Raw genomic sequence first — 12,716 nt, forward strand, 5'->3', positions numbered from 1 at the left:
ATCAGCCTTGCGCCTAAACCTGCGTCAGGCTTTCCAGCGCCTCGTAAGCCAGGCGTACCGGGGCGAACGAGCGGCGATGGATCGGCGTCGGACCGAGCCGCGCCAGTGCTTCCAGATGAACGGACGTCGGATAGCCTTTATGGCCGCCGATGCCGTAGCCCGGGTAGATCAATTCGAATGCAGCCATTTCCCGATCCCGACTGACCTTGGCCAGGATCGACGCCGCCGCAATCGCCGGCACCTTGCCGTCACCCTGTATCACGGCCTCGGCGCGCATCGGCAGTTGCGGGCAGCGGTTGCCATCGATCATCGCCAGTTTTGGCTGAATGTGCAGCCCGGCCACGGCGCGTTGCATGGCCAGCATGGTCGCGTGGAGGATGTTGAGTTCGTCGATTTCTTCGACTTCGGCGCGGGCGATGCACCAGCTCAGCGACTTTTCGATGATTTCTTCGTAGAGCTTTTCGCGCTTGGCCTCGGTGAGTTTCTTCGAGTCGTCGAGACCCAGAATCGGCCGGTTCGGATCAAGAATCACTGCCGCCGTCACCACCGCACCGCACAGTGGGCCGCGACCGACTTCATCGACGCCGGCGACCAATTGTTCAACGTCAGCCACCAAGGTGAAATCGAGACCCATCTGCATGCTTGTCTTGCTCATTGTTTTTTGCCGATCAGGTTAAGGACGGCGTCCGCCGCCTGATTCGAGGCATCGCGCCGCAACGTGCGGTGGATCTCGTCAAAGCCCCGGGTCTGCTCCTCGCCGCCTTCGATCAGCGGCGACAAGGTCTGCGCCAAGGCTTCGACAGTCGCATCATCCTGCAACAGTTCCGGTACGAGCAAGCGCTGGGCCAGCAAGTTGGGCAACGACACGTACGGGCTCTTGACCATGCGCTTGAGGATCCAGAACGTCAGCGGCGCCAATCGATACGCCACCACCATCGGCCGCTTGTACAGCAGCGCTTCAAGGGTAGCGGTGCCGGAAGCGATCAGCACGGCGTTGCACGCGGCGAGAGCCAGGTGGGATTTGCCGTCGAGCAAGGTCACTGGCAAATCACGCCCGGTGAGCAACGCTTCAAGTTGCACCCGGCGTTCCGGATTCGCACAGGGTATGACAAAACGCACGCCCGGGCGCATGGCCCGCAGACGTTCGGCAGTGTCGAGGAACAGCGCACCCAGGCGACTGACTTCACCGCCACGGCTGCCCGGCATCAGGGCCACCAGCGGCCCGTCGGGCAAACCCAACTCGGCACGTGCGGCGGCGCGATCGGCCTCCAGCGGAATGGTGTCGGCCAAGGTGTGGCCGACGAATCGCACCGGTACGCCCTTCTCTTCGTAGAACTTCGCTTCGAACGGCAACAAGGTGAGCATCAGGTCGCAACCTTCGCGAATCTTCAGCACACGCTTCTGCCGCCATGCCCACACCGATGGGCTGACGTAATGCACGGTTTTGATCCCGGCCTGACGCAGCTTGAGTTCGATATTGAGGGTGAAGTCCGGCGCGTCGATACCGATAAACACGTCCGGCTTCGCGGCGATCAGCGTGGCGATCAGGTCCTTGCGGCGCTTGAGCAATTCACGCAGCCGACCCAGGACTTCCACCAGACCCATGACCGACAAACGCTCCATGGGAAAGTAGGAGGTCAGCCCCTCGGCCTGCATCAGCGGACCGCCGACACCGATGAACTCGACCGCAGGATGCTGAGCCTTGAGCGCACGCATGAGGCCGGCGCCAAGAATGTCGCCGGAAGCCTCCCCCGCCACCAGCGCAATACGCAGACTGGCCATGATCAGCGGGTGATGCCGCGGGTCGACGACTGGATGGAGTCACGAAATATCGCGACTTCCGGGAACTGTGTGGCGGTATCGACCAATTCGGCCAATGCCTGCTCAACCGTCAGCCCTTGGCGATACACCGTTTTGTACGCACGGCGCAGCGCGTGAATGGCGTCTTCGCTGAATCCGCGTCGGCGCATGCCCTCGAAGTTCATGCTGCGCGCTTCGGCGGGGTTGCCGAAAACGGTAACGAACGCCGGAACGTCCTTGCCGATCGCCGTGCCCATGCCGGAAAAACTGTGGGCGCCAATGTGGCAGTACTGATGCACCAGGGTAAACCCGGAAAGGATCGCCCAATCGTCAACGTGTACATGCCCTGCCAACGCAGTGTTGTTGACCAGGATGCAGTGGTTGCCGATGACGCTGTCGTGGCCGATGTGGGCATAGGCCATGATCAGGTTGTGATCACCCAGCGTGGTTTCCGAACGGTCCTGAACAGTGCCACGATGAATCGTCACGCCTTCGCGGATGACGTTGTGATCACCGATCACCAGGCGGGTTTCCTCGCCTTTGTACTTCAAATCGGGGGTGTCCTCGCCTACCGAAGAAAACTGGTAGATGCGATTGTGTTTACCAATGAGGGTCGGGCCCTTGAGGATCACATGCGGCCCGATCACGGTACCCTCGCCGATTTCCACACCTGCGCCGATGATCGACCACGGGCCGACCTCGACGCCGTCAGCCAGTACGGCGGACGGATCGATGATTGCGCGAGGGTCAATCAAACTCATACTTTTTGTTCCGCGCAGATGATCTCGGCCGAGCAGACCGGTTTGCCATCGACCGAAGCCTGGCATTCAAACTTCCAGATCTTGCGCTTGCAGCTGATGAAGGTCGCTTCAAGGATCAACTGGTCGCCCGGCTTGACTGGCTGGCGAAAGCGCAGCTTGTCGGAACCGACGAAGTAGTAAAGGGTGCCATCAGCCGGTTTGACGTCGAGCATTTTGAAACCGAGGATCCCGGCAGCCTGAGCCATTGCTTCGATGATCAGCACGCCCGGCATGATTGGATGCGCAGGAAAATGACCATTGAAGAACGGTTCATTGATGCTGACATTCTTGTAGGCGCGAATTCGCTTGCCTTCAGTGTCCAGTTCCACCACCCGGTCCACCAGCAGGAACGGGTAACGGTGAGGCAGGTATTCGCGAATCTCGTTGATGTCCATCATTTCAGGGGAAAGCCTATGTAAAGATTGGGAGCGCGACTGACGCGCACTCCTCTAGCAAATCAAGGAGGCAGTCTAGAGGCTGTGCACACTTGATATGGAAATGGTATCAGCCATCAGATGAAGCATTGCCGCCAGGGGTCACTTCCCCTACGCGCTTTTCCAGCTGTTTCAGCCGTCGCGCGATGTCGTCGAGCTGACGGATGCGGGCCGCGCTTTTGCGCCATTCGGCCGCCGGTTGCATGGCTGTACCGGAAGAATAGGCACCCGGCTCGGTAATCGAGTGGGTCACCATGGTCATCCCGGTCAGGAAAACGTTGTCACAAATATCAATGTGGCCAACCAGACCAACGCCACCGGCGAGCATGCAGTGCTTGCCGATTTTGGTGCTGCCGGAGATGCCGACACACGCCGCCATGGCGGTGTGGTCACCGACCTGGACGTTGTGGGCAATCTGGATCTGGTTGTCGAGCTTGACGCCATTGCCGATCACGGTATCGGCCAACGCGCCACGGTCGATCGCGGTGTTCACGCCAATCTCGACATCGTCGCCGATGGTCACACCACCGATCTGTGCGATTTTCTGCCAGACGCCTTTTTCGTTGGCGAAGCCAAAACCCTCACCGCCGATCACCGCGCCGGACTGAATCACCACGCGTTTGCCGATCCGCACGTCGTGATACAGCGTGACCCGCGGAGCGAGCCAGCCGCCCTCGCCGATCTCGCTACGAGCGCCGATGAAGCAATGCGCGCCGAGCGTCACCTGTGCAGCGATGCGCGCACCGGCTTCGATCACCACGAACGGGCCGATGCTGGCGCTTGGATCAACCACTGCGTCCGCTGCGATGACCGCGCTCGGATGAATGCCGCCCGGGGCTTTCGGCTTGGGATCGAACAGATGCGAGATACGTGCGTAAGCCAGATAAGGATCCGGCACCACCAAAGCATTACCGGCAAAACCTTCGGCGTCAGCTTCCTTGAGCAGCAATGCAGCTGCCTGCGAACCGGCCAGGTATTTGCGGTATTGAGGATTTGCCAGAAAGCTCAACTGAGCTGGGCCAGCCTCTTGCAAAGTGGCTAGCCCAGTAATTTGCTTCTCGGGGTCGCCACGCAGGGTGGCGCCGAGGTGCTCGGCCAACTGGCCGAGCTTGATAGTCACGGTCATGGGTTACTTCAGCTGATTCATGCGCTCGATAACCTGGCGCGTGATGTCGTACTGAGGTTTGACATCGATGACTGCGCCACGCTCGAATACCAGGTCAAAACCACCTTTCTTGATGACTTCTTCCACAGCGCTGTCCAGTTTTGGCTTCAGCTGCTTGAGCATTTCACGGTCGGCAACGGCTTTGGCTTCGTTCAGTTCCTTGGACTGGAACTGGAAGTCACGGGCCTTTTGCTTGAATTCCAGCTCGAGACGCTCACGCTCGCCCTGCTGCATCTTGTCGCCACCGGCCATCAGGCGGTCCTGAATGCCTTTGGCGCTGCTTTCCAGGGTTTTCAGCTTGGTCAGTTGCGGACCGAACTTCTTCTCGGCATCCACGGCGTATTTCTTGGCCGCATCGGATTCCAGCAATGCCATTTGATAATTCAGCACGGCAATTTTCATGTCGGCAAACGCCGGGCCTGCCACCAGTAAGGAGGCGAGGAGAACCAATTGAGTCAACTTACGCACGATGCACTCCTACAAAATCCATTGTCGTTATCTAGGGTCAGACGCTTAGAAGGTCTGACCAAGGGAGAATTGGAACACTTGAGTTTCAGCTTCATCCGGTTTCTTGATCGGCATCGCCAAGGCAAAGCTCAGAGGGCCCAGTGCGGTGACCCAGGTCACGCCCACACCGACGGAACTGGCCATGTTGCTCAGGCTGATGTCATTGCACTGCGTGCTTGAAGTCGAACCGACAGTAGCGTTGGTTGTTTTCTCGCACTTGGAATCGAATACGTTACCCACATCCCAGAATACCGAGGTGCGCAAGGAGCGTTGATCTTTAACGAATGGCAACGGGAACAACACTTCGACGCCACCTTGAATCAACACGTTACCGCCGAATGGCAGTGGATCCTGATCCGGGTCGGCAAGCGTACCCGCATTGCCAGTTACAGCTGCGCCGCGGCTCGGCGTACTGCGTGGGCCAAGGGTGCTGTCCTTGAAGCCACGTACCGAGTTAAAGCCACCCGCGTAGTAGTTTTCGTAGAATGGCAAGCCGTCTGTCGAACCGTAACCATCGCCATAACCGAGCTCGGTGTGCAAGCGCATGGTGTAGTTTTCAGTGATTGGCTGGAACAACTGACCACGGTAATCGAGTTTGAAGAACGACAGATCGCTGCCCGGAATGGTGGTCTCCAGTGTCAGGCTCTGAGAACGACCACGGGTCGGAAGCACGCCTTTGTTCAACGTCGACTCGGACCAACCGGCGGAAGCTTTGAAGTTCAGGTATTTGTCGCCTTCTTTGTTAACGAAGTCGAAAATCTCGTCAACGGTGTAGTTACCAGTACTGATCTCATCCTGCTGAACGGACGCACCGAACGTCAGACGCGAAGTTTCGCTGATCGGGTAGCCCACGTTGACACCGGCACCCAGGCTGTCTACTGCATAGCTTGAAAGATCGGTATCGAGTTCATCGTAGTCAGTGGTGCGATAGAACGCGTTGTAACCCAGGCTCACGCCATCGGCGGTCCAGTAGGGGTCAACGTAGCCAAAGTTGTAGCGGCTCTGGTATTCGCTGCGGGTCAGGCCGACGCTGACGCGGTTACCGGTACCGAGGAAGTTGTTCTGGGTGATCGAGCCACCAAGGATCAAACCGGCGCTTTGCGCGAAACCGACGCTGGCCGTGATCGAGCCGGATGCCTGTTCTTCAACCGCGTAGTTCACGTCAACCTGGTCGTCGACACCTGGCACAGCCGGGGTTTCAACGTTTACTTCCTTGAAGAAACCCAGGCGCTCCAGACGGGTCTTGGACTGGTCGATCAGGTAGGTCGAAGCCCAGCCACCTTCCATCTGACGCATTTCACGACGCAGCACTTCGTCTTCGGACTTGGTGTTGCCACGGAAGTTGATGCGGTTGACGTAGGCACGCTTGCCCGGATCGACAGCGAAGAGGATGTCTACAGTGTTGTCGTCATCGTGCGGCTGAGGCACGCCGTTGACGTTGGCGAAGGTGTAACCCTCGTTACCCAGACGGCGGGTGATCAATTCGGAGGTCGTGGTCATCAGCTTGCGCGAGAACACCTGGCCTTTCTGCACCAGCAACAGCGATTTGATCTGGTCTTCAGGGACTTTCAGGTCACCGCTGAGTTTGACGTCACGAACGGTGTACTTCTCGCCTTCGGTCACATTGACAGTGATGTAGACGTGCTTCTTGTCCGGGGTGATGGACACCTGGGTCGAAGCGATGTCCATGTTGATATAGCCGCGGTCCAGGTAGTAGGAACGCAGACGCTCCAGGTCACCGGAGAGTTTTTCACGGGCATATTTGTCGTCGTTCTTGAAGAACGACAGCCAGTTGGTGGTTTTCAGTTCGAACAGGTCGGTCAGGTCTTCCTCAGGGAAAACCGTGTTGCCCACCACGTTGATGTGCTGAATGGCGGCAACGGTGCCCTCGTTGATCTTGACTTTAAGACCCACACGGTTACGCGGCTGCGATACCACTTCGGTATCGACGGTAGCCGAGTAACGACCCTGGGCAACGTACTGACGTTGCAGTTCGTTACGCACACCTTCGAGGGTGGCGCGCTGGAAGATCTCGCCTTCGGACAGACCGGATTGCTTGAGGCCTTTCATCAGGTCTTCAGTGGAAATCGCCTTGTTGCCTTCGATTTCGATACTGGCGACCGACGGACGCTCGACCACGGTGATGACCAGAACGTTGCCTTCGCGGCCCAGCTGGATATCTTGAAAGAAGCCGGTTTTGAACAACGCACGAGTGGATTCCACCAGGCGACGATCATCCGCCTGCTCGCCGACGTTCAACGGCAAGGCACCAAAGACGCTACCCGCGGAGACCCGCTGGAGGCCATTGACGCGAATATCAGAGATAGTGAAGGACTCGGCGTGAACTTCGGCGATCATCAATACGGTGAGAACCGCAGTTAGCAGCAGACGTTTCATGAAGTCCTTTCTTATTCCAACTGGCAATAAACAAACTGCCGCAAAATGCGGCAGATTCGCAATTCAGCGAAGCGTTACAGACGACCCAGATCGTTGACCAGAGCAAGCAACATCACCCCGACCACCAAGCTGATACCGATCTGTATCCCCCAACCTTGCACCCGATCCGACAAGGGACGACCACGCGCCCACTCGATCAGATAAAACAACAAATGCCCCCCATCCAGTACAGGAATAGGCAGCAAATTCAGAACGCCCAGGCTAATACTCAGATAAGCAAGGAAATTCAGGAAATCAGCGACGCCCGACTGGGCAGAAGCGCCCGCCACTTTAGCAATGGTTATCGGTCCACTCAAGTTTTTTACCGAGAGCTCGCCGAACAGCATTTTCTTCAGTGAATCGAGCGTCAGAATGCTCATGGTCCAAGTACGACGGGCGCCCTCGCCAATCGCGGCCAACGGCCCATAACTGACCTCGCGGATCATTTCCGGCGGCCAGTCGATTGCCTTCACGCCAGCGCCCAGATAACCGCTTGGCGACTTGCTTTCGCCGCGGGCTGCCAGAGTGACCGGGACGTCGATTTGAGCACCATCGCGCTCCACGCGCAGCATGATTTTGGTATCAGGACGCGTACGTACGGTGTCGACTACCTGCTGCCAATCGGTGAGCGACTGCCCATCCAGGGACAGCAAGCGATCACCGGTTTTCAGTCCCGCTGCCTGAGCCGGGCCTTTGGGATCCAGTTCGGCCAGTACCGGCGGCAGAGCCGGGCGCCATGGACGAATGCCCAGAGAGCGGATCGGGTCAGGCTCATCGGCACCTTTGAGCCAGTTATCCAGCGCCAGCTCGCGAGGTGACTCAGCGGTTGAGCCCTGCTCACGCACCAACAATTGAATGGCACCGCTTTCACCGAGGCGACGCACCAGCTGCAGATTGACTGCTGCCCAACCGGATGTCGGCTCGCCATCGATCGAGACGATCTCCTGACCGGCAGTCAAACCGGCCTTGGCGGCAATACTGCCGGATTCGACCGCACCAATAACAGGACGCACCTGCTCGCTGCCGAGCATGGCCAAGACCCAGAAGAACACCAACGCCAGCAGAAAGTTGGCGATGGGGCCCGCCGCTACGATAGCGATACGTTGACGAACCGACTTTCGATTGAACGACTGATCGAGCTGATCGACCGGCACTTCGCCTTCGCGCTCATCAAGCATCTTGACGTAGCCACCCAGCGGAATCGCTGCGACCACGAACTCGGTACCTTGCTTGTCGTGCCAGCGCAGCAACGGCATGCCAAAGCCCACGGAAAAACGCAGAACCTTGACGCCACAGCGCCGCGCGACCCAGAAGTGGCCGAATTCATGAAAGGTGACCAGCACACCCAGGGCGATCAGGGTGCCGGCAATCATATAGAGCGCGCTCATCTACTTTCTCCGCAATCCCGTTCAGTGTCGCGTGCAGCCAGTGTGTTACAGATTCTATCGATTGTGCCGACTCAACCATTGCTCAGCCAGCATCCGAGCCTGAGCGTCTGCCGTGAACACGGCATCGAGATCGTTCAAGGCCACTACCGGCTCCAAATTCAAGACTTCCTCGATGATACTCGCGATTTCGAGGTAGCGAACCCGTCCGTCCAGAAACGCGGCGACGGCCACTTCATTGGCCGCATTGAGCATTGCTGGCGCGCTGTCTCCGGCCTCTGCCGCTTGACGTGCCAAGCGCAGGCAAGGGAAGCGATCCTCATCAGGCGCTTCGAAATCCAGCCGCGCAATGGCGAACAGATCCAGCGGCGGTACGCCGGAGTCGATGCGTTCCGGCCATGCCAGCGCGTTGGCAATCGGTGTGCGCATGTCGGGATTGCCCAATTGCGCCAGCACGGAGCCATCCACGTAATCGACCAGAGAATGGATCACGCTCTGGGGATGAATCACAACCTCGACTTGTGCCGGCTTTGCATCAAACAACCAGCAGGCCTCGATCAGCTCAAGCCCCTTGTTCATCATGCTCGCCGAATCCACGGAAATCTTGCGCCCCATGGACCAGTTCGGATGCGCGCAGGCCTGATCAGGTGAAACATTCGCCAGTTCGGCCAGCGGCGTCTGCCGGAAAGGCCCACCGGAGGCTGTCAGCAGAATCCGCCGCACACCCACTGCACCCAGACCGCGAGCGAAATCTGCGGGCATACACTGGAAAATTGCATTGTGCTCACTGTCGATCGGCAGCAGCACGGAACCGCTTTTGCGCACAGCCTGCATGAACAGAGCGCCGGACATGACCAGCGCTTCCTTGTTGGCCAGAAGAATCTTTTTGCCCGCTTCAACAGCCGCCAGGGTCGGACGCAGACCGGCCGCGCCGACGATGGCGGCCATCACCGCATCAACTTCCGCAGCGGAGGCGACTTCGCACAATCCCGCCTCCCCGACCAACACGCGGGTCGACAGGCCGGCAGCGCGCAAATCATCCTGCAACCCACGCGCCGCAGCGACTTCCGGCACCACGGCAAATTGCGGTACATGACGAATGCACAGCGCCAGCAGCTCACTCAGGCGACTGAAACCGCTGAGTGCGAAAACCTGGTAACGCTCTGGATGACGCGCAATGACGTCAAGGGTGCTCAGACCGATCGATCCGGTCGCACCCAACACGGTAATCTGCTGGGGGCGACTCACGGCGCAGCCATCCAGAGCAATACGGCAAAGACCGGAATCGCAGCGGTCAGGCTGTCGATACGGTCCAGCACTCCGCCATGGCCGGGCAGCAGATTACTGCTGTCCTTGATGCCGGACTGGCGCTTGAACATGCTTTCGGTGAGGTCACCGACAACGGAAATGAAGACGATCACTGCTGCGCCAATCAAGCCCTTGAGCAGCTCGGCCACCGTCCAGTCACGCACCAGACCGACGATAGCGGTAATCACCAGACTCAGCGCCAGCCCACCGTACACGCCCTCCCAACTTTTACCCGGACTGACCTGAGGCGCCAACTTGCGCTTGCCGAACGCGCGGCCAGAGAAATAGGCACCGATGTCAGCACCCCAAACCAGCACCATCACCGCCATGATCAGCCAGTTACCCAGCGGGTATTGCTTGATCTGCACCAGACCTTGCCAAGCCGGCAGCAGGATCAGCAGGCCAATCACAAGCTTGGTGGCGGCACTGGACCAACGCTTGCTCGAATGTGGATAGGTCAGCACCAGATAGGTGGCGACAGCCCACCACAGCACCGAAGCGCCCAGCACCCAGGGTGCAAGACCGGGCCGCAAATGCATGACCAACAACATCAACGCGACAACGGCGGCGAAGCCAACGCGAAACGATTGAGCCGTGAAGCCCGCCAGACGCGCCCATTCCCAGGCGCCAAGACTGACGACCAGACCGATGAACAGCGCAAAACCAGACCCCTCAAGCAGGAAAAAGCCGCACAAGGCGATCGGCAGCAGGATCAGCGCAGTGATGATTCGTTGTTTGAGCATTAAACCCGGGCTCCAGCTTCGACCTGTTCGCTCGTTTTACCGAAACGACGCTGGCGCGAAGCGTAATCGGCCAGCGCATTGCGCATGGCTTCGTGTTTGAAGTCCGGCCAGAACAGGTCGGAGAAGTACAACTCGGCGTAGGCCAGTTGCCACAGCAGGAAGTTGCTGATGCGGTGCTCGCCCCCGGTGCGGATACACAGATCGGGCAAAGGCAGGTCACCGGTTGCCAGACAGGTCTGCAGCAGCCCAGGCGTGATGTCCTCCGGACGCAGGTGCCCGGCCTGGACTTCGCGAGCGAGGCGCTGCGCAGCCTGTGCAATATCCCACTGACCGCCATAATTCGCGGCGATCTGCAGGACAAAGCGGTTGCTGCCGACGGTCATGGCCTCGGCTTCGCGCATCGCCGCCTGAAGTTCAGGGTGAAAACGCGAGCGATCGCCAATGATGCGCAGGCTGATGTTGTTGTCGTTGAGGCGCTTGGCCTCACGACGCAACGCCTTGAAGAAAAGATCCATCAGGGCGCTGACTTCATCGGCCGGGCGCTGCCAGTTCTCACTGGAGAAGGCGAACAGGGTCAGCACCTCGACCTTGGCCTCAGCGCACACCTCAATCACCGCCCGCACAGCATCCACGCCCGCTTTATGACCGGCGACACCCGGCATAAAGCGTTTTTTCGCCCAGCGATTATTGCCATCCATGATGATCGCGACATGGCGCGGCACCGCGGACGGCGCAGTCTGCTTGGTCTTGTCCATTTAAAGCTCGACCCTTATACGGCCATCAGGTCTTTTTCTTTCTCTTCCGTGGCCTTGGTGATCTGGGCCTCGGCGTCTTTGGTCAGCTTGTCGATATCAGCGATGGCACGACGCTCTTCGTCTTCGCTGATTTCCTTGTCCTTGACCAGTTTTTTCAGATCACCCAAGGCATCGCGACGAATGTTGCGTACGGCAACGCGCGCGTCTTCCGCGGCACTGCGCGCCTGCTTGGTGAAGCCCTTGCGGGTTTCTTCGGTCAAGGCAGGCATGGAAATCAGCAGCAACTCACCCAGGTTGGTCGGGTTGAGGTTCAGACCGGCGCTCTGGATAGCCTTGTCGACGGCAGCAAGCATGTTGCGCTCGAACGCCACGACCTGCAGGGTACGCGAGTCTTTTACGGTGACGTTGGCCACGCTGCTCAGCGGGGTGTCAGCACCGTAGTAAGGCACCATCACGCTGCCGAGGATGCTCGGGTGAGCCTTGCCGGTACGAATCTGGCCGAATGCATGGCTCAGAGACTCCAGGGATTTCTGCATACGCGCTTGGGCGTCTTTCTTGATTTCGTTGATCATTGTTGGCCTTCCTCGATCAAAGTCCCTTCAGCGCCGCCGTGTACGATATTCAGCAGGGCGCCGGGTTTATTCATGTTGAAAACGCGCAACGGCATCTTGTGGTCGCGGCACAGGCAGATAGCGGTCAGATCCATGACACCCAGCTTGCGATCCAGCACTTCATCATAAGTCAGATGATCGAACTTCTCGGCATGCGGGTCCTTGAACGGATCTGCGGTATAAACCCCATCAACCTTGGTCGCCTTGAGCACAACATCGGCGTCAATTTCGATTGCGCGCAGGCATGCTGCCGAATCCGTGGTGAAGAACGGGTTACCGGTACCGGCGGCGAAAATCACCACATCCTTGGAGTTAAGGTGGCGCATGGCTTTGCGGCGATCATAGTGATCGGTCACACCGACCATGGAAATGGCCGACATGACGATGGCCGAGATATTGGCACGTTCCAGCGCATCGCGCATGGCCAGGGCGTTCATCACAGTGGCCAGCATGCCCATGTGGTCGCCTGTTACCCGATCCATACCGGCTTTGCTCAGGGCTTCGCCACGGAACAGGTTGCCACCGCCGATCACCAGACCGACCTGGACGCCGATGCCGACCAGTTGGCCGACTTCCAGCGCCATGCGATCCAGCACCTTCGGATCGATCCCGAACTCTTCCGAGCCCATCAGGGCCTCGCCGCTAAGCTTGAGTAGAATGCGTTTATAGCGAGCCTGATAACCACTGCCCTGCTGAGCCATTGCGAATCTCTCCTGCGGCGTATTAAAAATTCTGTGCGAGCTGTTTACAGCTGGCGTTCACTCTAGCTTGG

At 58.7% G+C, this 12,716-nt stretch carries 13 protein-coding genes; all 13 read right to left on the reverse strand.

What is annotated here, in order from left to right; all coding sequences use genetic code 11:
• Nucleotides 1-13 precede the first annotated feature (13 nt).
• Nucleotides 14-640 carry a ribonuclease HII gene (gene rnhB, locus HU727_RS15730; RefSeq protein ID WP_186533227.1) on the reverse strand — a complete coding sequence of 209 codons (627 nt, stop codon included), beginning with the start codon at nucleotides 638-640 and terminating at the stop codon, nucleotides 14-16.
• 11 nt (nucleotides 641-651) lie between these two features.
• Nucleotides 652-1,782 (reverse strand): lipid-A-disaccharide synthase, encoded by a 1,131-nt coding sequence (lpxB, locus tag HU727_RS15735; RefSeq protein WP_189673851.1) that lies wholly within the window; start codon nucleotides 1,780-1,782, stop codon nucleotides 652-654.
• Nucleotides 1,783-1,784: 2 nt separating this feature from the next.
• Nucleotides 1,785-2,561, reverse strand: a complete 777-nt coding sequence (gene lpxA, locus HU727_RS15740) for an acyl-ACP--UDP-N-acetylglucosamine O-acyltransferase (protein WP_186533151.1) — start codon at nucleotides 2,559-2,561, stop codon at nucleotides 1,785-1,787.
• Nucleotides 2,558-2,998: a 3-hydroxyacyl-ACP dehydratase FabZ gene (gene fabZ / locus HU727_RS15745; RefSeq protein ID WP_016771469.1), complete on the reverse strand. Its 441-nt coding sequence runs from the start codon at nucleotides 2,996-2,998 to the stop codon at nucleotides 2,558-2,560. Before fabZ ends, lpxA begins: the two co-directional genes overlap by 4 nt.
• Nucleotides 2,999-3,104: 106 nt before the next feature.
• Nucleotides 3,105-4,160, reverse strand: coding sequence for a UDP-3-O-(3-hydroxymyristoyl)glucosamine N-acyltransferase (gene lpxD, locus HU727_RS15750; protein WP_186533152.1), 1,056 nt, complete (start codon nucleotides 4,158-4,160; stop codon nucleotides 3,105-3,107).
• A 3-nt stretch (nucleotides 4,161-4,163) separates the two neighbouring features.
• Nucleotides 4,164-4,667: an OmpH family outer membrane protein gene (locus HU727_RS15755; RefSeq protein ID WP_186533153.1), complete on the reverse strand. Its 504-nt coding sequence runs from the start codon at nucleotides 4,665-4,667 to the stop codon at nucleotides 4,164-4,166.
• A gap of 45 nt (nucleotides 4,668-4,712) precedes the next feature.
• The gene (gene bamA, locus HU727_RS15760) at nucleotides 4,713-7,103 is read right to left on the reverse strand and encodes an outer membrane protein assembly factor BamA (protein ID WP_186533154.1); all 2,391 of its coding nucleotides are present in this window, start codon (nucleotides 7,101-7,103) and stop codon (nucleotides 4,713-4,715) included.
• 74 nt (nucleotides 7,104-7,177) lie between these two features.
• On the reverse strand, nucleotides 7,178-8,530 hold the full coding sequence (gene rseP, locus HU727_RS15765) for a sigma E protease regulator RseP (protein ID WP_186533155.1): 1,353 nt from the start codon (nucleotides 8,528-8,530) through the stop codon (nucleotides 7,178-7,180).
• A gap of 54 nt (nucleotides 8,531-8,584) precedes the next feature.
• On the reverse strand, nucleotides 8,585-9,775 hold the full coding sequence (gene ispC, locus HU727_RS15770; RefSeq protein ID WP_186533156.1) for a 1-deoxy-D-xylulose-5-phosphate reductoisomerase: 1,191 nt from the start codon (nucleotides 9,773-9,775) through the stop codon (nucleotides 8,585-8,587).
• Nucleotides 9,772-10,578, reverse strand: a complete 807-nt coding sequence (locus HU727_RS15775) for a phosphatidate cytidylyltransferase (protein WP_186533157.1) — start codon at nucleotides 10,576-10,578, stop codon at nucleotides 9,772-9,774. Before HU727_RS15775 ends, ispC begins: the two co-directional genes overlap by 4 nt.
• A complete protein-coding gene (gene uppS / locus HU727_RS15780) occupies nucleotides 10,578-11,333 on the reverse strand; it encodes a polyprenyl diphosphate synthase (RefSeq protein WP_186533158.1) in 756 nt (251 codons plus the stop codon). The genes HU727_RS15775 and uppS overlap by 1 nt, the downstream gene beginning before the upstream one ends.
• A gap of 14 nt (nucleotides 11,334-11,347) precedes the next feature.
• Nucleotides 11,348-11,905: a ribosome recycling factor gene (gene frr, locus HU727_RS15785; protein WP_186533159.1), complete on the reverse strand. Its 558-nt coding sequence runs from the start codon at nucleotides 11,903-11,905 to the stop codon at nucleotides 11,348-11,350.
• Nucleotides 11,902-12,645 carry a UMP kinase gene (pyrH, locus tag HU727_RS15790; protein WP_003222124.1) on the reverse strand — a complete coding sequence of 248 codons (744 nt, stop codon included), beginning with the start codon at nucleotides 12,643-12,645 and terminating at the stop codon, nucleotides 11,902-11,904. The genes frr and pyrH overlap by 4 nt, the downstream gene beginning before the upstream one ends.
• Between the last annotated feature and the right edge of the window lie 71 nt (nucleotides 12,646-12,716).

This window comes from Pseudomonas khorasanensis (genome assembly GCF_014268505.2).
In the GTDB taxonomy this organism is placed as follows: domain Bacteria; phylum Pseudomonadota; class Gammaproteobacteria; order Pseudomonadales; family Pseudomonadaceae; genus Aquipseudomonas; species Aquipseudomonas khorasanensis.